Genomic DNA, 21,750 nt, shown 5'->3' with positions numbered 1-21,750 from the left:
TGTGGGTATCGTCAATTCCAGCGTATTTTATCGTTTATCACGGACTTAGTAATTATCTATGGGTCAGCCTCAAATTTGATGAAATTCATCATAATATGATGAGTCAGTATTTAATTATTTTCCTATATGTCATCTTACTTGTGATTATTACAGTGAATTTATTGATTTTGTAACTAGTGTATAATTTATGAGCACTTGTTTTGCTTTTATAAAAATAGTTCGCTAACATATTTTTTAATAACCACAAATGAAGGGCGCAATATGAAAACGTTCGGGGTTGTTCTGACAATTATAGGACTGATTACCGCAATTATTTCTTATAATATGGATGTGGGTATTCCCATAGTTTATGGGGAAACAATTACTGATTCCGGTTTAGCGTTTGATCGCCAGAACTATATTATTGGCAGCTTGCTGGTTGCAGTTTGTGGTGTTTTACTTGTTATTTTTGATAAAAAAAAGCGCAAATAAAATAAGTATAAGTAGGTATATTTAAGCGTTTTAAATTGATGGTGCTAAAATGCAGGAAGAACGATGCGTTTCAGAGCAAATTGGCTATTATAAATTAGCCATCCTGCATTATCATCTGTGATAATTGTCTTATTAAACTATTTTGAACCATAAGCTACGGTATAAAAATGAATAGTTGTCATGGTAATAAGTGTTATTACAGGGTCTATTGTTAAAGGAGCGAATCAACACCATCAGCGGTTAGGATAGTCACTTTAGCTTCAGAGTATTGCGAAATAATGAGTAGGAAGTTAGAAATAACTGACTCCTTAAGTGGGCGAGTAGGTTGTTGTATTTCCTCTCAAACGAGAACGTAGAAGAGGGGGATTCATGTTGTAGAATCATTCTTAAGCCACTTCACTTCATTTTCCCCTATCCCCTATCTTCTATATAGCAAGCAAAAAAATTTTGAGTTTTTTTGCTTGGCAATTCTTTGTGCAACAAATCAATTTATTCACTAATTATTTTAAGTTATTGGCCGATATTAAGTTAGTGCGCAACGTATCTCTTATTTTTAAGGTAAGCGAATTAAAAGGTAACCGAAGCGTTTAGACAAGAAATTATGGGGCAAGGCTAATTTTTTGATGATTTTTATAGCATTTTTGCAAGTGCATATTGATTTTGTAAAGATGGTAGATCGCTCAATAATAAATTATTGATATAAAATATTTTTTTTCGTTATGTCTCATACTTGTCAAATTCTGGTACTAAAATATAAATAGCTACTTTATGTTATGAAAATGATAACAATATGGGGGTTATTCGCTCGGTTGAATTGTTTAAAAGAGGGTAAACTGGTTCAAAATTTGAAAAGCAAGAGTATAAAATACATCTTTTAATGATGACTTTACGTGTTAGTTCACACTTTACTACATTACATTTTAAATTTAAGAATATTCTTAATGATAAAAAAGGACTCGTGGATCACATTTTTATTGAGTATTCGTTTTAAGAAAATATGACTATTTTCATGGGGTTACAAAATAGGAAAATTGATCTAGAACCGCTTACACTTTATGGGTTTAATTGCTTTTCTTTATCCTATGTCAAAATTAATGATAATTTTTTCTAACATAGGCTCATCTGCACTAACCAATATTTAAATTTTCACGTCACTATAAAGTTGAATGAATAGAGAATTATATTGCGATTTTATCACTACTTTCTCTATTGTTTTTACTTTCACCTCATGAAATCCATTGTAAATCTCACTTAAAGAAGATATATGTGTTGTTATTTTATCAAAACAATCAACTTAATAATGACTAAAGCTCACTGTCAAAATAAAAATAATCTTTTACGCATAAGGTGTGTTTTTTAGTGGTAAGAATAATAATTCGATATTTAATTTTTTTTTAAAATCTAGACGGAATATCTATTCCACGGTTAAATGATTAATTTATTTAATGTATCTGGCACAATAAGATTATCTTTAATTGATATGTTTTGTTGTTATTTTGAAACTTAAAGTATCTAAATATTAATAAATAAGTCATTTTTGGTCATTTTTATAGTTTTTATCATTTTATGTAAATCTTTCATATTTGATATTTTTAATATTATTTTAATAATAAATAAAATATATTAGATAATAATCTAAAAATAAGTCGCTATGCGAGTAATTTAGTTAATTTTCCCAATCAAGCAACTCAATCAATAGATCATTTTTAATAGGCTGCAACTATCAAAAAATAAATAAGTGATGAAAAAAACGATTTAATAAAACTTAAGTTATTATGTATTCTCTCTCCGAAATCATATAGAGCATATGATTAAAAATTCGAAGTAGGACTAATTAAGAAATATATTTATTTGCATTAATACAAATGGTTCAAAATGGAACGAGAAATAGTAATCGTACTTTATGTGCGATTAACCTCTTATTTTCATTTTTTACCTAAAAGCATAACAAAAGCTTAATTAGTCTTTTTAAATGTATGAATAAAAAATCTCATATTAGGAAATGAAAATGAAAAAAGTATTACTAACTGCAGTTGCAACAACAATTATTGGTTTATCAGCAGCTAACGCAGAAACCCCGAACGTTGGTGGCGGTTTAGTTAATTTCCACGGTAAAGTAACTGATGTTTCTTGTACTGTTTCTGTCGATGGTCAAGGTAGCGATGCAAGTGTTTACTTAGCACCTATCTCTATCGATGAAGTTAAAAGTGGCGGTGCAGATAAATTATTAAAAGCAAAACCATTTGTTATCGATGTGACTAACTGCGCAGCTGCAACGGGCGCTGATTATGTCAAAGGTGACAAACTTAAAGTAACTTGGGTTGGTGGAAACATTCTGGAAGGTGCTAGTGGTAACTCATTGGGCTACTTAGCAAACACTGAAACAACGGGTGCGAAAAATATTCAATTAGCACTGGCTAGCTCAAATGATCCAGACATGAAAACTAAGATCATTCCAGGTACCACTCCAGCGGCAGATGCAACTTCTATCTTAGATAATGGCGCTCGTTTCCAATATTACGTTGGTTATGCTACTTCGACACCAACAAAAGTTACAACAGGTGAAGTTAAAAGCTACGCTACTTACGAAATCACTTACCAATAATAAATCACTTTGTTGATTTTATATTAATGCTATTTAACTTGGCATTATTTAATAATTCTAATTTTAACTAGTATTACAAAATAAGCGGTAGGAATACTGCCGCTTTTATTTTTTAGAGGTTCCAATGAAAGCTATTATTTTTATATGCAGCTTGATATTCAGTGTATCTTCGCTTGCCAATAACATTATTGTTAATGGTACTCGTTTTATTTATCCCGGTGATGAAAAAGAGATCTCGGTAAAATTAAATAACACATCTGAACGTCCAGCAGTAGCGCAAGCATGGCTTGATAATGGTGATGCCTCAGAGACACCAGACACAATAAAAACACCGTTTCAAATTACCCCGCCAATTTCTCGTGTTGAGGCAAAGGGTGGACAGATACTTCGTATTAAATTAATGGATAAAGCGAGTGTTCCTCAGGATAGAGAAAGTTTATGGTGGTTGAATATTCTAGATATTCCGCCAACGGCTAAGACAAAAGATGGGCAAAGCCAAAATGTATTACAGTTAGCAATCCGCTCTAGGTTTAAATTTTTATATCGCCCAGAGGGATTAGGTAACCGTCAATTAGCGCCAGAAGAATTAATTATTAAAGCTAATGGTAAAAATATCGTTATTGAAAACCCAACGCCATACTTTATTACAATTACTAAAATATCTACTGATGGAAAAACAGGTTTAAACTCAAAGACAATTTTATTAGAACCTAAAAATCAAACCTCAGTTGAATTATCTCAAGCAATAAAATCTGGCAATAGCGTTGTAATTAATAACATCAATGATTACGGTTCAGATATTGCAGTTAAATTAATTGCAAAATAGGAATATATAATGAAACAGCGAGAGTTAAACAATAAGTATAGCAATACACTCTCTGTGACCTGCTTTGTCACTATTTGCATGATCCCTTCATTCACGGCATGGGGTGAAGAAGAGAGCGATTACGAATTTAATAGCGGTTTTATTATTGGTAGTAAAGAACATATTGATTTAAAAAGATTTAATGAGTCAGGCATCTCCCCTGGAATATATTCTGTAGATGTTTATACCAATAATAATTGGAAGGGACGCTACGATCTCGATTTTATCCAGAAAGAAAATGGCAAATTAGGTGTTTGCTACACCCCATCAATGCTCATTGACTTTGGCATTAATATTGAAAAGTTAAATCCAAATATTAAAGCAGATAGTTCGGATTGTTTAACATTGGAACAATGGAACAATCAAAAAGATATTTCGGATACTTTTTTACCATCTACATTACGTCTTGATATCTCTGTTCCACAAATTTATGAGCAAAGGATGTCAAGAGGGTATGTATCGCCTCAGTTCTGGGATGAGGGTATTCCTGCTCTGAATGTAGGATATATGGCTAACTACTATGATACCCATACAAGTGGGGCGCATGGTAGAAACGATTCTAGCGCTTATGTCGGATTAAATGCAGGTTTAAGCTATGATGGTTGGTTGCTTAAACATCAAGGTAATTTAACTTGGCAACGTAAAACAGGAACTAATTGGAATAGTAATCAAACTTATCTGCAAAAGCCAATTGCGTCAATTAAATCAAAAGCGACAGCTGGTCAATTTTATACAGATGGTGATTTATTTGACAGTGTTGGTTTACGGGGAGCAAGGTTATCAACAGATGACAATATGTACCCGGATGGTATGACAAGCTATGCACCTGAAATTAGAGGGGTAGCGCAAAGTAATGCATTGGTTACGGTAAAACAAAATGGTTCTGTAATCTACCAAACGACAGTATCTCCGGGGCCATTTAATTTAACGGATGTTTACCCGTCTGGTTACGGTAATGACTTAGTTGTTACTGTTAAAGAAGCAGATGGCAGCGAAACGACATTTAGTGTGCCATATTCATCATTAGCACAATTATTACGTCCCGGGTTTACTCGTTATCAAGTATCCGCTGGTAAAGCTGATACTGATGGTTTAAAAAATAGACCATTTGTGATGCAAGGTACAATACAACACGGTTTAAATAATACTTTTACCGTTTATGGTGGTGTAACCGCATTTGATGACTACCAAGCTTATCTAGTTGGTTCTGGTATTAATACAGGTTTCGGGGCTGTTGCTATCGACTTAACGCAATCTCGGACTGTATTCAGTCATGATACCTATAACGGACAAAGTTATAGATTAACTTTCAACCGTCTATTCACCCAAACAGACACTAACTTAGTATTAGCGGCTTATCGTTATTCTACTAAAGATTATTACAGCGTGAATACTGCAATACGAGCAATTGACGATGATAAACGTGGTATAGCTAGCACACTAGGCCGTGAGAAAAATGGCTTTAGTTATACGATTAACCAAAATTTACCTGAAAGTTATGGTGGCCTGTATTTTACTGGACGGATATCTAGTTATTGGGATAAATCAGGAACAGAAAAACAATACCAACTCAGTTACAACAATAGCTTTAACCGTTTTAATTATGGAATATCACTCATGAGAGTGTATGCAGAAAATAACGGTAATAAGAAAGATGACCGTATTAGTTTAAATGTAAGTTTTCCTCTGTATTTTGGTGACCAAAATAGTACCACTATTTCGTCATATACGACATTTAACAATGAGTCTTTTGGTTCTAGCCAAATAGGCGCGAATGGTGCGTTCGATCGTGAAAATAATTGGACATATGGTGTAAACACCTCTGTTGCTAATGGTGGTGAGAAAAACTTTGGCTTAAATACCAATTATAGAACTTCAAAAGTGAATACAAGTGCAAACTATAGCCAAGGCCAGGGTTATCGTCAGTATGGTGTTGCTGCAAATGGTTCAGTTGTCGCTCACTCTGGTGGTATGACATTAACACCAAATATCTCGACGACAGTTGCATTAATTGAAGCTAAAGGTGCTGAAGGTGCATCTGTTATGGGAGCTCAAGGTACGAAAATCGATGGCAATGGTTATGCCATTGCTCCTTATGTTCGCCCATACCGTATCAATAATGTGGAAATTGATGCCAAAGGTAGCCCAGAGGATATTGTGTTTGAAAATACCTCATCTCAAGTTGTGCCTTATGAAGGTAGTGTTGTTAAAGTGAAATTTGGCACTAAAGTAGAAAAAAATATCGTTTATAACGTGGTGAGAGACGGTAATAAGCCATTGCCATTTGGTGCAAATGTTATGGACGATTCCGGTGAATCAATTGGTACAGTTGGCCAAGGGGGTTCAGTGTTCATCAATACAGATGAAGCAAAACGAGCAATTATTCGGTGGGATGGTGGCGAGTGTTCCTTCTCATTATCAACAGAAAGTAAGGATAAGCTATGTCAATAATGAAGCAAGGGTATTGGTATTTAGGCATAGGGATATTACTTTCAACTGGCTATGCTTCAGCACAATGTGTACGGACTCCAACTGCAACTTATGAATTTAATATGGAAATGGGGCGTATCGTGGTTGATCCAGACCTTCCAAAATGGTCGGTTATTGCACAAAAAACCTATACGATGACTGATCCTCAGCGAAAGTCTTATGCCACGTGTTATGCAGGGACAACATATTTAGATGCTGAAGTAATTATGCCGGGATTAACATTAATTCCAAATTCTAACAAAGTATACCAGACTAACGTGCCGGGAATCGGGATGCGATTTGAACGAGGCGGTGGTTCAGTTAGGTTTACGTATCCTGCTAGCTACCCTGTAAGTGGTTCTGGCAGACCAGGCTGGGGGGGAACGAGCGTTTACTTGGCTGACTCTGTTTTTACTTTACAATTAATCAAAACCGCAGATAAAACTGGAGCTGGCAGTATTGCGTCAGGAAAATACACGAGATATGGGTTTGATAAAAGCAACCCTGTATTGGTTAGCTATCTAAATGCGGATGCGATTACAATTTCCTCGGCATCATGTAAAGTTCGTGGTGATAGAGAAAAAAACATTCCGCTTGAACCTGTCAATAGAACGCAATTTACTCGAATAGGTAGTACCGCAGGGGAGAAGAATTTTGACTTAACGTTGATGTGCGACGGTGGAGTCAGTGTTTCAGGGTATACGAATGTTGCAATTACATTTGATGGAACCGAGCCACAAGGGCTAGCAGGGAAAGGGGTTCTTGTTAATTTAAGTACTTCAAGCCCAGCGAAAGGAATTGGTATTCAAGTTTTAGAAAGAGATAGCCGAAAAGAACTTATTTTCAAAAAGAAATATGGTTTAGGTAGAATATTTAACAATAAACAAAGTGAGATAAACTTAAATTATACTGCTCGTTATTACCAATATGCTGGAAAAATATCTGCAGGTGAGGTGCGTTCTCAAATGGTATTTAATATTACGTATGACTGATTTATCTAAACGTATGATGTTATTTTATTTTAACTACACCATAAGTTAAATATTTAATTATAAATTGACAAAAATTAAAGCTAACTTTTAATCAGTTAGCTTTTTTGTTTTTATTTAATAATAAAATATTTAGAATAAATAAAAAGACAACAAAACCATGCGGTTATATGTTGTCTTTTGTCATTGAGTGCTATTTTTCGCTAATAACGACGCTTTCTGCCGTGTACTGTAGCTCTTTATTTATTTTATCAAATTTATCATTGTGTTTGTTTTTAAGTTCACTGGTATAACCTTGGAAAAACCATTCGATAGGGCAATTTAGTGCTTCAGCAATATCAACCAAGTGATTAATAGGTATTTTATTTATACCATTCTCATAGCGAGATATTTGTTGCTGACTTAAATTTAATTTATTTGCTAAATTGGAACCTGACAGGCCAAGTTCTTTTCTTCGGTTTTTTATTTTTATACCGATTATAGTATGAATGTCCATATGACATCCTCGATTTGTCTGAAGGGTTATTATTTAATATTTTTATTCGACTTTACAGGTAATACTATATTAAAAAACAAAGTAATTTAAAAGTTTTAATGGTCATAATTATGATTAAAACCTAAATTTATAAAAATTAAGCAAATAAGAATAACATTATTTATCTTGTGGGATTATATCGTAAAGTAAACACGATTATTTACTTAATAGCTACTCGCAATACGATTACTAATTAATGAGAGTGAATTATATTAGTTAATTACTAAAAATATTAATTCGAAAACAAAATTTAGAGTCGAATTAATTCTTTATATATCATAGAGATAATGGGTTTTAAACCAAAAAACAATGAATGATAGAAACATTTTTAATGGTTTTATGCGTTAAATTGAGGGTGTTTAATGTTAATATAATGTTTTGATTTGTTGTTGTGAATTGTTGATTTTAATCTTGATTAATTTAACATTTACAATTAAATTAATTAATTTTTTAAATTAATCTATGTGAGTGTTTATTCAAGTGATTATTATTAGGGCCCTGATTCAAAATATATTTTACTCCTAATACGATATCTTTCACTACAGTTGATCCATAAAGGTCATTAACAAATTGTGATGCTAATCAATGTCTGTACAACCCCTGATGAAATATAGAATTTATTATCATGCGCTCATTTGGCTCTAGGCTGCCATAACATCAAGTGTCTCAAACTGGCCTAAAAGAATAATAGCAATAGGATCTGGAAGCTTACTCATCATCGCCTTTTGTAACAAAGTTGTTTAAACTCCATAAATGAATTCCTTAAAGTAAACTGTAAATGGTGTTGTTTTTTATTCCTTAACTAGTGAGGCTAACAATGAAACTCTATATTTATGACCATTGCCCATTTTGCGTGAGAGCGAGAATGATTTTCGGCTTGAAAAAGTTAGCAGTAGAACAAATTGTCTTGCTTGACAATGATATAGAAACCCCCACTCGCATGATTGGACGAAAAATGCTACCCATCTTACAAAAGGAAGATGGTAGCTACTTACCTGAAAGTCTAGATATTGTTCATTATGTCGATCAACTCAGTGAGCCCAAATATGCGATTGGACAAATTTCTCCGGAAATAAAACATTGGTCTGAAGCGGTATCTTCCGTTGTCTATAAATTGGTGGCTCCTTATTTTACTGAAACGGACTTTCCTGAAATTAGCACAGCAGAAGCACGAAAAGCATATATTGAACGAACATCTAAGTCCTATGGTTCACTTGAGGAACTAAAGAAAGAGACTCATACACTCTTGATTGAGTTAGAACCGCAAATGTCATTATTAGATAAATGGCTAGGTATACGAGAAGAAGTATTTAATCTAGATGATTTTATTATATTTCCAACGTTGCGTAGCTTGAGTATTGTGGCTGATTTATCATTTAGTACAAATATTCGAAACTATATGGAACGTGTTGCTAAAGCGACAAATATTAATTTGTTGTTTGACAAAGCAAAATAGAACGAGTTTGCCTGTTGAAACCGCCTCTTTAAAGAGGCGGAAGGAGAAGTAACTCGCTAGTTCATGTAATCACGTAGGGTGTAAACAAGTTTGTAATGGCCTTGTATCATTACCAATTGATTGTTTTTAAAGGTAATAGTAGCACCGTCAGCTAGCATTCGTTTTATCAGCAGATCCCATTTTGATAAATCCTCATCAACACATTCAAGTTCGGTTTTATTGAGGTTTTTCACAGTAATTTTAGTGCTGTTTATATGACCAAATCCATTGAAATCATTACACATAGATGCAGAAACAAACATTTTCTCACCAAAAGAGATGAATGGTGTTGTTTGCTTATCTTTAATCTCTTTACCATCAACTTCGGTTAGGACAAAACGGTGGTGCATTAGTTTCTTTTCAAGATCTTGATCATCATTTCTGGCATTAACATTGTGAGTTTGGCAAGCTGCTAATAGTAAGCCCAAAATACTAAGTGGGATTAGGCGTTTCATTGTTTAGTTGTCCAACTTATGCACTGACAAGGTTAGGACAGTTTTCACCATCGCTAATCTGGCGAATATTATTTAGCGTAGTTTGACTAATGCTGGTTAACGCTTCTTCCGTTAAAAATGCTTGGTGCCCAGTAAATAACACGTTATGGCATGAAGAAAGACGGCGAAAAACATCATCTTGTATGACGTCATTAGATTTATCTTCAAAAAACAAATCACGCTCATTTTCATACACATCCATGCCTAAAGAACCAATTTTCTGTGATTTTAGTGCATTGATCGCGGCTACTGAATCTATAAGCGCACCACGACTCGTATTGATGACCATTACTCCTTTTTTCATCTTACTAAATGCATTTTCATCCAATAAATGGTTATTCTCTGTCGTCAGAGGGCAGTGAAGCGAAATAATATCAGATTGCTCATATAACGTTTCTAAGTCGACATATTCTGCACCAAGGTCAAGTACTGCTTGGTTTGGGTAAGGGTCATGAGCGAGTAATCGCATACCAAAACCTTTAAGGATGCGTAATGTCGCTTGACCTATTTTACCTGTACCAATAATTCCTGCGGTACGATTGTGCATATTAAAGCCTGTCAAACCTTCCAAGGAAAAGTTTGCATCGCGGGTTCGTTGGTAAGCGCGGTGGATCCTACGGTTTAGGCATAGCATCATGCCAACAGCATGTTCAGCAACGGCTTCTGGAGAATAAGCTGGGACTCGGACAACTTGAATACCGAGTTCTTTAGCTGCTTGTAAATCAACGTTATTAAAACCCGCACATCGTAAAGCTAAAATCCGAATATTTAGTGCAGCCAGTTCTTCTAAAACCGCTCGGTTAGCTTCATCATTAACAAAAATACAGATAGCATCAGCACCAATCGCATTTTTTGCTGTCTGAACTGTCAGTGGGAAATCAAAATATTCAATACTAAAATTAAATCCAGAACGTTGATTAACCTGTTCCATATGCTTACGGTCATACTGTTTGGTACTATAAGAAACTATTTTCATCTGAGGGACTCCAATTTTTAGGAACCAATAACATAAGCGTAGGTGAAAATATGTACCTACAAAAGATGAACTCAGAATAAGACAATTAAGATTGTAAATCACCTATAAATTAAGAAAATAGGCATCTGATTACAATCAGATATAGTTTATGTTTATTAGACAATGGGTTAATGTGATAATTGATTATAAATTCATCACTTGCGATAGGGTACAAATGAAACAAGGACGCGGTTAATGCAGTTGTTAATGAAAAGAGCATTCAAAATATTACTCTGTTGTTTGGGAGGTAGTTTTGCTCTATTAGCGTTATTATGGATGACTATTTCTCGTTGGGCCCCTATTGTTGCATCACATTACCTTCCTGAGCCCACTAAACTTTCGTTTTCAGCGCCTAGAATTGCTGGTGGGCAGTTACAATTTAGTGTGATTAGTTTGAGTGTAAAGAGTTGTGAGCTTGTAAAATTAAAAAACACGCGGGTTTCACTGTTTCCACTACACTTGAATATCGATGACCTGATTGCCTCTCCTGAATGTATGAGTGCGATTGAACCTTCAAAAACCAACAGTACAGCAGCATTAAACATTGATGAATTGTTAGGCAGTATGCCTATTTTTTCCTTAGTTATTAAAAATATAGATGTTAAACCCTGGAGTGATTATCAAGGGAGTATATGGTTAAGGCATACCAATGAAAATCCGCTACAATTTGATTTTAGGGGCAATAATTTAAGATTATCTTCATTCATAGATACTGAAAGTCAATTGGTTATTGAAGAATTTTCAGCATTTTTACCTGAACAAAAGCAAACAATAGAATTGTCAGGGGATATCCAACTTCCACTTATAGCAGATCAACTGCCAGAAAAAGGGGAGCTAAATGCGAGTTTCAAATTATTGAATCCCGAAAAATTATTAAAAGCAAATTTTAGCTGGAAAGATAGTCAAGGCGAAATAAAAATAACTGACGCAGAAAAACAGCAAGAAATACTTTCTCTTCCATGGAAAGTTACGCCTGTAACTATTCAAGTCTCTCAGGGAAAATGGCAGTGGAACGATGCAGGTATTCCTTTACAAGGTGGTTTAAGTTTTCAGATTGATAATTGGAATCATCCGCTAAGTGACATGGTTTTTTCTGGTCGCTTGAATATGCTCACACAGGCTAAAAAAGGCAAAGCAAATCTTGTATTGACCTTACCAAAAACACATCTTGATTTAATAAATACAGTAATAAATTTTCGTTTAAATGGCCAAATTAAATACGATGAGATGGTGTTGGATATTAATTTACCAGCTCAAATATCAGGTCAATTATCGGCAGCGAAAGTTTCATTTTTGTCGGGGTCATTATTACGAGCATACGGTAGGGTATCCCCTACAATTCAACTTAGAGAAATTCGTTTACCCCTTGCAGGAACGTCGCTAAGTGAAGAAGGAATTTCAGGTAGATTACAAGCAATACTTAAAGTAAAAGAACAGTATTGGGGGGATTTTGATATTCACTTAGATGGTAAAGCAAACCATTTTACGCTAGATAATGGCAAATGGTTTTGGAATTACTGGGGAAATGCCACATTCCCATCACTTTCCGCTAATTGGGATATTAAAGGTAATGGCAGTTGGCAAGATACGCTGATCACATTGAATAGCTTAACTACAGGGTTTAACCAAATAGAGTATGGTTTACTTTCAATGCATGCCCCTCGCTTGCAATTAACTAGGCCTTTGATGTGGCAACGGGGTCAGAATAAAGCTGCTTTTAATGGTTCGGTGCAATTGATTAGTGAGCGTATGCAATTTGGCGCTGAAAGTTATTTACCAAAAATCACTGTGAATGCAGATATTAAAGGCAAATCTCCTACAGATTTTCAACTAAAAGGGGATCTAAGTACTAAGGACGTTGGACCCATTGTTATTTTTAGTCGTTGGGATGGCGAAAGGTTAAGAGGTGAAGCACGTTGGCCGGAACAATCAGTAACCGCATTTCAAACGTTAATTCCAGCCGATCTTGGGATTGAATTAAAACAGGGTAAACTTTTTTCTCAAGCAGCATTTTCAATAACACCTGAAGATGGTTTCATTGCGGGTGGGCATTGGCGGGTAGAAAATACCAGTCTTTGGCTAAAAGATGGTGAGCTATCGGGTTTAGATTTTGTCTTACCTTGGCGCTTAAAGCAAAGTACGTGGACTTTTGGTGAAAAAACTCCGGTAGCGTTACGTATTAAACAATTGAACAATTTATTTGAGCTTATAGATATTAAAGCAGATTTATCAGGGACATATCCTCCAACAGATAGGACACCACTGAAACTTACAAATGTCGGCTTTAAAATGTTGGGTGGTGAAGTTTCAATGGATTTATTACGTTGGCCACAAACTGAAGCTGCTACAATTAAATTAAAACAAATCGAGCTTAGCCAGCTATTTAGCATACTAAAGGTATCCCAATTTGCTGTTTCTGGTAAAGTTGATGGTGAACTGCCTTTTTATCTAAATAACCCAGAATGGATAGTAAGAAATGGCTGGATGGAAAATCGCGGTCCATTAACATTAAGGTTAGATACTCAGTTTGTTGATTCTATTAAAAAGGATAATATCTCTGCGGGGTCGGCAATGGGATGGTTGCAGTATTTAGAAATAAAGCGCAGCCGTACAGATGTTAATATTACTAACCTTGGGTTATTAACGATGAAAACAATCTTAGAAGGGTATAACACGCAAGGAAAGAAAAAGCGGGAAGTTCATTTGAACTATCAGCATGAAGAAAATATTTTTCAATTGTGGCGTAGTTTACGATTTGGTAGCTCTTTAGAAGAGTGGTTAGAAAAAAATTTATAATAGGCGATAAGGATCAACGTGAAAATATTAAAAGTCAGTGTGGCTGTCACAATAGCTTTATTATTGTCTGCCTGTTTACGTGTTGAGGTTGCTACACCTGACAAGCCGATTAACATTAATATGAATGTTAAAATTGAACATGAAATACAGATAAAGGCAGATAGGCAAGTAGAAGAGTTACTCAAAGAAAATAGTGACCTATTTGGGGAGGTAACCGCAAAATGAATCGGATAATAAAACTTTTAGTGCTGTGTTCATTTTTAAGCACTTTTCCCGTGGTCGCATTAACGCTGGATGAAGCTAAAGGTACAGGCTTATTAGGTGAAACATTATCTGGATATTTAGCCCCTATAAACAGCGCTAATCAAGATGCAGTAAAGTTGGCTAATCAAATTAATCAGGAACGTGAAAAAAAATACAGTGAAATAGCGGCAAAAAATAATTTAAAAACAAATGATGTGGCTAGGATAGCTGGTCAAAAACTGGTTGAGAGAGCAAACACGGGGGAATATGTTCGTGGAATAAATGGCCAATGGTTGCAAAAGAAATAAAAAAGGCCTGAAGAAGATGCGCAAATTAGCCAAGGATAGTTTTAGTTTTTTAGGTAATTATTTAGGCTATTACAGAGCCTATATGTCGTCGCGCTTACTGATGAGCTTGAGCAACACAATCAGTTCCTAACGCAGTGTTTTCAGCGTAAATAAATTCTATAGGTTCAAATGTGCTTGTCGCAGCTCTGTTTTGGTGTCACTAGGCCTAAAAGCTGCTAAAATTTCACCGTCAATCGCAGGGATTGGCTCATTGACGAGATCACGTACAGTAACAGAATCCGTTGGTTTTTTCCCCGCCATTGCAGAATAAAGTAATCTGCCATTTTATTGCTTTGTGAGTAGTCAGACAGAATGCTTGATTTCAATAGTAATATTTTACTTATATATTCCTCAAATTTATAAATTACGCTTTAAGTACAATAACACGTGATATATAAATGATTGGTAAAAAGAAAATTAGGTAGATAACTTCAAAAAATTTGATGGTATTTCTTATGTAATAACAAAAAGTAAAAACTAATATGATATTTCCCATCCAAACATGGCGAAGTTTATTGACTATCATTACTTATAAGATATTAGAAATAAGGGTTTAAAGCGTGAAATCCACACTAACAGCATTAAATGCTGAAATAAGGCAAACGTCATTGCGTGACCAATGGTTGCTGAAAAAAAGAATTCATGGTGCGGCAAAAATTCAAGATGAAAAATCGCGTTCTGCGGTGCTTGAAATGATCAAAGCAGATATTGAGCTTGCTAAGCAAAAAGTAGCGATTAAGCAGCTAAATACACCGAAAATTGTGTACCCTGACAACCTTCCTGTTAGTCAGAAAAAAGAGGTTATTTTAGAGGCTATAAAAAAACACCAAGTGGTTATTATTGCTGGTGAAACAGGTTCAGGGAAAACGACGCAGATCCCTAAAATTTGCCTAGAACTCGGTAGGGGAGTCTTCGGTTATATTGGCCATACTCAACCCCGACGGCTTGCAGCGCGTTCAGTTGCCACGCGTTTGGCTCAGGAATTGGAATGTGAATTAGGGTCTAATGTTGGCTATAAAGTACGTTTTAGCGATCAAGTGAGCGAAACAACTCAGGTCAAATTAATGACCGATGGGATTTTGCTGGCAGAACTGCAAAATGACAAATTACTCCTGCAATACGACACTATCATTATTGATGAGGCACATGAAAGAAGCTTAAATATTGACTTTATTTTGGGCTATTTGCGCCAGTTATTACCTAAGCGGCCTGATTTAAAAGTCATCATTACCTCAGCAACGATTGATCCAGAAAGGTTCTCAAAACACTTTAACCATGCGCCTATTGTCGAAGTTTCTGGCCGCACTTATCCTGTAGAGGTGCGTTACCGCCCAATTATAGGGGATGATAACGATAATGATCGCGACCAAATTGACGGTATTATTGATGCTGTGAATGAATTATCTCATGAAGGTAATGGTGATATATTAATATTCATGAGTGGTGAGCGCGAAATACGCGATACCGCAGATGCTTTATCTAAGCTCTCTTTGCGTCATACAGAAATTCTTCCTTTATTTGCGCGTTTATCGAATAGTGAGCAGAACCGTATTTTCCATCCTCATGGTGGAAGACGAATAATTCTAGCAACTAACGTTGCAGAGACCTCATTGACAGTACCTGGCATTAAATATGTCATTGATACTGGTTATGCACGCATTAGCCGTTACAGCTATCGAACAAAAGTACAGCGTTTACCTGTTGAACCGATTTCGCAAGCTTCAGCAAATCAGCGAAAAGGGCGTTGTGGGCGTGTTTCTGATGGTATTTGTATTCGGCTCTATTCAGAAGATGATTTTCTTTCCCGTCCTGATTTTACCGATCCTGAAATTTTACGAACCAATTTAGCATCGGTTATCTTGCAGATGACATCGATTGGCCTTGGTGATATTTCTGCATTTCCATTTGTCGAAGCACCTGACAAGCGTAACATCCAAGATGGCGTAAAATTGTTAGAAGAATTAGGGGCAATTAAAGCACATAAACAAGCCGATAAAGGTTATCAATTGACGGATATTGGTCGCCAGTTAGCTCAACTGCCCGTTGACCCCCGCTTAGCACGAATGGTGATTGAAGCGAGAAAACATGGTGCAGTTAGGGAAACGATGGTGATCGTATCAGCTCTATCGATTCAAGATCCAAGAGAGAGGCCGCTAGATAAGCAACAAGCTTCAGATGAAAAACATCGCCGCTTCCATGATAAACAATCGGATTTCTTGGCTTTCTTAAATTTATGGGATTATTTGAAAGAACAGCAAACACAACTTTCCAATGCGCAGTTTAGAAAAATGTGTAAGCAGGACTTTTTGAATTATCTACGTATTCGTGAATGGCAAGACCTCTACACCCAACTTAGACAAGTTGTCAAAGAGCAAGGGTTTGCAATTAATAGCTCTGAAGCCGACTTTCGGGGTATTCATGTATCATTATTAGCGGGATTACTTTCTCATATTGGTCAAAAAGATGCAGATAAACCAGAGTTTACAGGGGCAAGAAACGCTCGATTTACCATTTTTCCTGGTTCTGGTTTGTTTAAGAAACCGCCTAAGTGGGCAATGGTGGCAGAGCTTGTTGAGACCTCGAAACTATGGGGAAGAATCGCCGCATCTATTGATGTTGAATGGGTCGAGCCTTTAGCTGAGCATTTAACAAAGCATAGCTATAGCGAGCCGCATTGGTCAAAATCTGAAGGTGCTGTAATGGCATCAGAAAAAGTGACTTTATATGGTTTGCCTATTGTGACTGCACGGCAAGTAAATTATGGCAACATCGACCCATTATTGTGTCGTGAATTATTTATTCGCCATGCCCTAGTTGAAGGGGAGTGGACAACACGTCACGTATTTTTTAAAGAAAATCTGAAGCTTTTATCTGAAGTTGAGGATCTAGAGCATAAATCACGACGACGCGACATCCTAGTGGATGACGAAACGTTATTTGCATTTTATGATCAGCGGATTCCGAATGATATTATTTCCTCTCGTCATTTTGATAACTGGTGGAAAACAGCATCTAAAAAACAGTCTGACCTACTTAATTTTGAAAAAAGCATGCTAATTAAAGAGGATGCAAGCAATGTTTCTGTGCTTGATTATCCTAATTACTGGCATCAAGGCGATCTAAAGTTCCGTTTAAGCTATCAATTTGAACCAGGAACAGATGCTGATGGCGTCACGGTTCATATTCCTTTGGCTATTTTAAATCAGGTACAAAATGTTGGGTTCGACTGGCAAGTGCCGGGTTTACGTCATGAACTCATTGTTGCGTTGATAAAATCATTGCCTAAACCAATCAGAAGAAACTTTGTACCAGCGCCTAATTATGCATCCGCATTCCTTGAGCGAGTACCTGAACCTGAAGGCAGTGTGCTGGATAAACTCGAACGTGAATTACGCCGCATGACAGGCGTTACTGTTGAACGTGAGTCATGGCAATTAGACCAATTACCTGTACATTTAAAAATGACCTATCGGGTTGTGGGTGATAAAAACAAAATCATTGCAGAAGGGCAAGATCTTGATGCGTTAAAAAATAACCTAAAGGAAAAAGTGCAAGAAACACTTTCTGAAGTTGTTGATGATGGCATTGAGCAGCATGGCTTGCATATTTGGAGTTTTGGTGAGTTACCAAAGCGCTATGAACAAAAAAGAGGTGGGTATTCAGTTAAAGCTTATCCCGCTTTAGTGGATGAAAAAAATAGCGTTGGGATACGCGTTTTTGAAACAGAATTCGAACAGCAACAAGCTATGTGGGGAGGTGTACGCAGATTATTGTTACTGAATATTCCTTCGCCAATCAAATATTTGCATGAAAAACTACCCAATAAATCAAAACTGGGTTTGTATTTTAACCCTTATGGCAAAGTGTTGGAGTTAATCGATGACTGTATTACTTGTGGTGTTGATCAGATAATTGCAAATTTTGGTGGGGCAGTTTGGAATGAAGAGCAATTTGAAAAGTTGAAAGACTTTGCGCGTGCCGAGCTAAATGATGTTGTAGTCAATATTGCGAAACAAGTTGAGCAAATATTAACGGCTGTATTTGCTATTAATAAGCGTCTAAAAGGACGTGTTGATTTCTCGATGGCGTTAGCATTATCAGATCTTAAAGCGCAAATGGATAATTTAGTGTTTAAAGGCTTTGTTACCACTCATGGCTGGAAGCGGTTACCTGATATTCTTCGCTATTTAAATGGAATAGAGCGCAGGTTAGAAAAAGTGGCAATTGACCCTAACCGAGACCGTTCTCAAATGAATAAAGTAGAACATGTTCAGAACATGTGGCAACAATGGTTAGCGAAGTTAACACCCATTCAAAAAAATCTATCTGAAGTACAGGAAGTTCGTTGGATGATCGAGGAATTACGTATCAGCCTATTTGCTCAACAATTAGGAACGCCATATCCAATCTCGGACAAACGTATCATCCAGACAATGGAAAGCTTGTCACAACAACTGTAGCTGGCTGATTTATTTAATTACGTTTCATACTTAGCGGTATGAAGCGTTTTTTATCTAGTTTTATTGATAGTTAAGACGTTCATTTTATACATTTTAGTTACAACATACTATCTGGTTTATTATTTTTATTAGCACCGTGCACGTACAACAGTATTTTCAACTAGTTTGGGAAGAGAGCATCTGTGTGGTTGCAGATCGAGGAAAAATTTAATAAGAAAGGCAAAAATAACAAGGGTAGGGCTTAGTCCTATTGCAAACTAAGCCCTACTGAAATCTAAACAAATAAGTAGTAAAGAGCAGGTACTGCGGCAATTGCGATGAGATATGCGGCCACTTTTTCAATTACCTTTAACGGCACTTGGTTTGTTTGCTGCTGGCGTGCGTAGAAAAATACTAAAATGCCAGGGGCATACAGAACCACAGATAAGAGTAAATTGATTAATCCAGAGGCATAAAGGAGCCACAACCCATAAATGCTGGCAATAAAACCAACCGCAAGTAGGGCTTTATTGTGACGTTCAAATGCCACTTTCATCAAAAATGCACCGACCAGAAAATAGGGAACTAGAATCATTTCGGAAGCGATAGTAAGCAATGTATTGTAATTGCTGCCACTGAGCCAAATAAGGACGAGGGAAAGCTGTACAGCGCCATTGGTAAGCCACAGTGATGATGAAGGGGCATCATTTTTATTCAGCTTATTAAAGATTTTCGGGAAGGATTGGTATTGTGCTGCAATATAAGGAACCTCGGCAGCCATAATGGTCCAACTTAGGTAAGCACCACATACTGAAATGATAAGGCCTGCTGCAATAATGATGTCACCACTTGAGCCAATCAGGTTAACCATTAACGGTGCCATAGATGGATTTTTGATTTCAGCGAGTTCACCACGTGGCATGATACCTAGTGACAATAGCGTAACTAGAATATAGATAATTAAGGCTGAGCTAACAGCAAAAACAGTCGCTAAGCCGACATCTCGACGATTTTTAGCACGAGCAGAAACGACAACGGCACCTTCGATACCAATAAATACCCACAAAGTAATGAGCATAGTATCTTTGACTTGTTCCCAAACCGGGACACCGAATTCAATACCGCTAAAATCGGCATTGAAGATATCCAATTGAAATGCCAAAAAAGCGAGAACAATGAATAAAGCTAGAGGGATCAGCTTTGCCATTGTCGCAAGTTTGTTAATCCCCGCAGCGGTTTGTACGCCACGCAGAACGAGATAATGTACAAACCATAATAATATGGATTCACCGATTAACGCTTGCCATGTATTACCATCACCAAAAATGATGTTATTGGGAGTATCAGTAAAAAAGCTAATTGCAGCAAAGACAATCACTAAGTAGGAAACGTTAGCAACCACGGCACACAACCAATATCCCCATGCAGAACAAAAGCCAACTAACTCACCAAAACCAACTTTTGCATAAGTGAATATACCGCCATCAAGGTCTGGGCGTATGCGAGAAAGTAATAGCAATGCAAATGCTAAGAAAAGAATACCCACACCCGTAATTGACCAACCGATAATTAGTGCTAACGGGCTTGCAACTTCAGCCATATTCTGAGGAAGGCTAAATACACCAGCACCAACCATCGAGCTTAGAACCAGTGCAGTCAATGCGGTAAGGCTTAAAGTGTTTTTCAATGTAAATCCTGATTGTTCAGAAATCAAAAGTTAAAATGACGTTAAAGTAGCCATTTGGGTTATTAGTTTGACTGACAGCCATTAAAAAGATAGAGAGATTGACTATCAGAATTTTAGAGTGTGGATTCTACGAATGAAATGATAGATATGCAATGGGAAAATATGCATTTTAGGAGATGTTTTATTCACTTTCAGATTATTATAAAAATTAAGAAAATGTGCAGAAGCTAAACTGAAAGAAATATGCAGGAAATAAAAAACCAGCCGGAGAGGGCTGGTTTTTAGACTAATGTATTGTTTGTTATTTAAACAAATCGGCACTGATGGTAACACTACCACCATTTGATTGCCATTCCCTTGTAATATGGAAATATTTAGCACCTTTAGCCTCAGCACGTTTTGCGATTTGGTAACGTACTTCAGGTGTATTGGTGTAATACCCAGAGAATGTAATTGAGTCATATGGAACCATTTGTGCAGCAGCGGTTTTATTAATTTCTTCAATAACATAACCACTTGGCAAAGTCACACTGGTACGACCAGGTTGGCTGCTTGATGTTTCAAAGAAGCGCCCAACCGCGACCGTGGGTTCTTCAGAAGATGCAACGCCCGGAATTCGAACTTTTTTAGCTGCTTCGCCACCTTCAGCTAATAATGCACGACCTGCTTCTGAATCTGCAGGAATAACCGCTTCTTCGTTAAGCACTTGGCGTTTTGGAGCATCTTTTTTATAGATGTACGCCGTCGCTAAAGTATTTCCACCATCGTTCATTGCAATATTACGAACAACATAGAATGATGCTGCATTTTTTTCGAGTGCTTTTTTTGCAATCGCTTCATAAAGGTCGGGTTGAGAAGGGTAAAAACCACTTACGGTGACAGTATCGAACGGTTCGAACTGTGCAGCATCAGTTTTTGACATTTCCTCAACACCCCCAAAGACTCGACGCTTTTGTTCGTCAACTTTAGGTGCATCTTTTGCATAGACATCAGCAACAACACGCATGTTGCCACTATCACCTATATCATCAAGGCTTTGAATGTAAAAGGCATACGCTCCCATTTTATCAGCCCTACGGGAGACTGCATCGGAAGCTTCATAAATAGCATTAAAGCGCCCGGTAACTGTTATACGCTCATAAGGTTTTAATTCAGTAGCCTGTTTTGGCGTCAATTCAACAGCCGCCTGAGTAGCAGTTATACTAGTTAATGATAACACCGCGGCTGCGATGACCGTAGTTTTCAGCTTCATACAAAATCCTTCCGCCTTGCGCAATTTATTTATTATAAACGTGCTGAA

Annotated in this window: 16 protein-coding genes; 10 read left to right on the top strand and 6 right to left on the bottom strand. The window is 36.5% G+C overall.

Annotated features, from left to right (window positions below; all coding sequences use genetic code 11):
* Positions 1-261: 261 nt before the first annotated feature.
* The 5 genes from ACLPIE_RS03825 (at position 262) to ACLPIE_RS03805 (ending at position 7,402) form a co-directional block, all read left to right on the top strand.
* Positions 262-471, top strand: coding sequence for a hypothetical protein (locus tag ACLPIE_RS03825; protein ID WP_430259813.1), 210 nt, complete (start codon positions 262-264; stop codon positions 469-471).
* 2,008 nt (positions 472-2,479) lie between these two features.
* Positions 2,480-3,076, top strand: a complete 597-nt coding sequence (locus ACLPIE_RS03820) for a fimbrial protein (RefSeq protein WP_430259811.1) — start codon at positions 2,480-2,482, stop codon at positions 3,074-3,076.
* Positions 3,077-3,200: 124 nt separating this feature from the next.
* Positions 3,201-3,902 (top strand): fimbrial biogenesis chaperone, encoded by a 702-nt coding sequence (locus ACLPIE_RS03815; protein WP_430259809.1) that lies wholly within the window; start codon positions 3,201-3,203, stop codon positions 3,900-3,902.
* A 9-nt stretch (positions 3,903-3,911) separates the two neighbouring features.
* Positions 3,912-6,392: a fimbria/pilus outer membrane usher protein gene (locus ACLPIE_RS03810; protein WP_430259807.1), complete on the top strand. Its 2,481-nt coding sequence runs from the start codon at positions 3,912-3,914 to the stop codon at positions 6,390-6,392.
* Positions 6,383-7,402: a fimbrial protein gene (locus ACLPIE_RS03805; RefSeq protein ID WP_430259805.1), complete on the top strand. Its 1,020-nt coding sequence runs from the start codon at positions 6,383-6,385 to the stop codon at positions 7,400-7,402. Before ACLPIE_RS03810 ends, ACLPIE_RS03805 begins: the two co-directional genes overlap by 10 nt.
* Before the next feature lie 190 nt (positions 7,403-7,592).
* Here the strand turns inward: ACLPIE_RS03805 and ACLPIE_RS03800 are convergent, their stop codons facing one another.
* Positions 7,593-7,895 carry a helix-turn-helix domain-containing protein gene (locus ACLPIE_RS03800; protein WP_430259803.1) on the bottom strand — a complete coding sequence of 101 codons (303 nt, stop codon included), beginning with the start codon at positions 7,893-7,895 and terminating at the stop codon, positions 7,593-7,595.
* Positions 7,896-8,751: 856 nt separating this feature from the next.
* Between ACLPIE_RS03800 and grxB the strand changes: the two genes are divergently transcribed.
* Positions 8,752-9,390 carry a glutaredoxin 2 gene (grxB, locus tag ACLPIE_RS03795; RefSeq protein ID WP_430259801.1) on the top strand — a complete coding sequence of 213 codons (639 nt, stop codon included), beginning with the start codon at positions 8,752-8,754 and terminating at the stop codon, positions 9,388-9,390.
* A gap of 56 nt (positions 9,391-9,446) precedes the next feature.
* Here grxB and ACLPIE_RS03790 read toward each other — a convergent pair whose 3' ends face one another.
* The gene (locus tag ACLPIE_RS03790) at positions 9,447-9,884 is read right to left on the bottom strand and encodes an META domain-containing protein (protein ID WP_430259799.1); all 438 of its coding nucleotides are present in this window, start codon (positions 9,882-9,884) and stop codon (positions 9,447-9,449) included.
* Positions 9,885-9,900: 16 nt separating this feature from the next.
* A complete protein-coding gene (locus ACLPIE_RS03785; RefSeq protein WP_430259797.1) occupies positions 9,901-10,899 on the bottom strand; it encodes a 2-hydroxyacid dehydrogenase in 999 nt (332 codons plus the stop codon).
* Positions 10,900-11,133: 234 nt separating this feature from the next.
* On the opposite strand from ACLPIE_RS03785, the gene ACLPIE_RS03780 reads away from it, so the two are divergent.
* The 3 genes from ACLPIE_RS03780 to ACLPIE_RS03770 are packed head-to-tail and all read left to right on the top strand — an operon-like array spanning position 11,134 to position 14,285.
* Complete coding sequence (locus ACLPIE_RS03780; protein ID WP_430259795.1) at positions 11,134-13,734, top strand: YdbH family protein; 2,601 nt, start codon at positions 11,134-11,136, stop codon at positions 13,732-13,734.
* Between the two features lie 12 nt (positions 13,735-13,746).
* Positions 13,747-13,959, top strand: a complete 213-nt coding sequence (locus ACLPIE_RS03775; RefSeq protein WP_430259886.1) for a YnbE family lipoprotein — start codon at positions 13,747-13,749, stop codon at positions 13,957-13,959.
* Positions 13,956-14,285: a YdbL family probable chaperone protein gene (locus ACLPIE_RS03770; RefSeq protein WP_430259793.1), complete on the top strand. Its 330-nt coding sequence runs from the start codon at positions 13,956-13,958 to the stop codon at positions 14,283-14,285. The genes ACLPIE_RS03775 and ACLPIE_RS03770 overlap by 4 nt, the downstream gene beginning before the upstream one ends.
* Before the next feature lie 156 nt (positions 14,286-14,441).
* On the opposite strand, the gene ACLPIE_RS03765 is transcribed toward ACLPIE_RS03770, so the two are convergent.
* Complete coding sequence (locus ACLPIE_RS03765) at positions 14,442-14,585, bottom strand: hypothetical protein (RefSeq protein WP_430259791.1); 144 nt, start codon at positions 14,583-14,585, stop codon at positions 14,442-14,444.
* 299 nt (positions 14,586-14,884) lie between these two features.
* Between ACLPIE_RS03765 and hrpA the strand changes: the two genes are divergently transcribed.
* Complete coding sequence (gene hrpA, locus ACLPIE_RS03760; protein ID WP_430259789.1) at positions 14,885-18,784, top strand: ATP-dependent RNA helicase HrpA; 3,900 nt, start codon at positions 14,885-14,887, stop codon at positions 18,782-18,784.
* Between the two features lie 274 nt (positions 18,785-19,058).
* On the opposite strand, the gene ACLPIE_RS03755 is transcribed toward hrpA, so the two are convergent.
* Entirely contained in the window at positions 19,059-20,399 is a 1,341-nt protein-coding gene (locus ACLPIE_RS03755) for a basic amino acid/polyamine antiporter (protein WP_430259884.1), read from the bottom strand.
* A 352-nt stretch (positions 20,400-20,751) separates the two neighbouring features.
* Positions 20,752-21,702: a DUF1471 family protein YdgH gene (gene ydgH / locus ACLPIE_RS03750; protein WP_430259787.1), complete on the bottom strand. Its 951-nt coding sequence runs from the start codon at positions 21,700-21,702 to the stop codon at positions 20,752-20,754.
* Between the last annotated feature and the right edge of the window lie 48 nt (positions 21,703-21,750).

Origin of the sequence: Providencia sp. Me31A (assembly GCF_050487165.1) — a bacterium.
GTDB lineage: Bacteria > Pseudomonadota > Gammaproteobacteria > Enterobacterales > Enterobacteriaceae > Providencia.
This window is presented reverse-complemented; position numbering and strand designations above follow the sequence as displayed.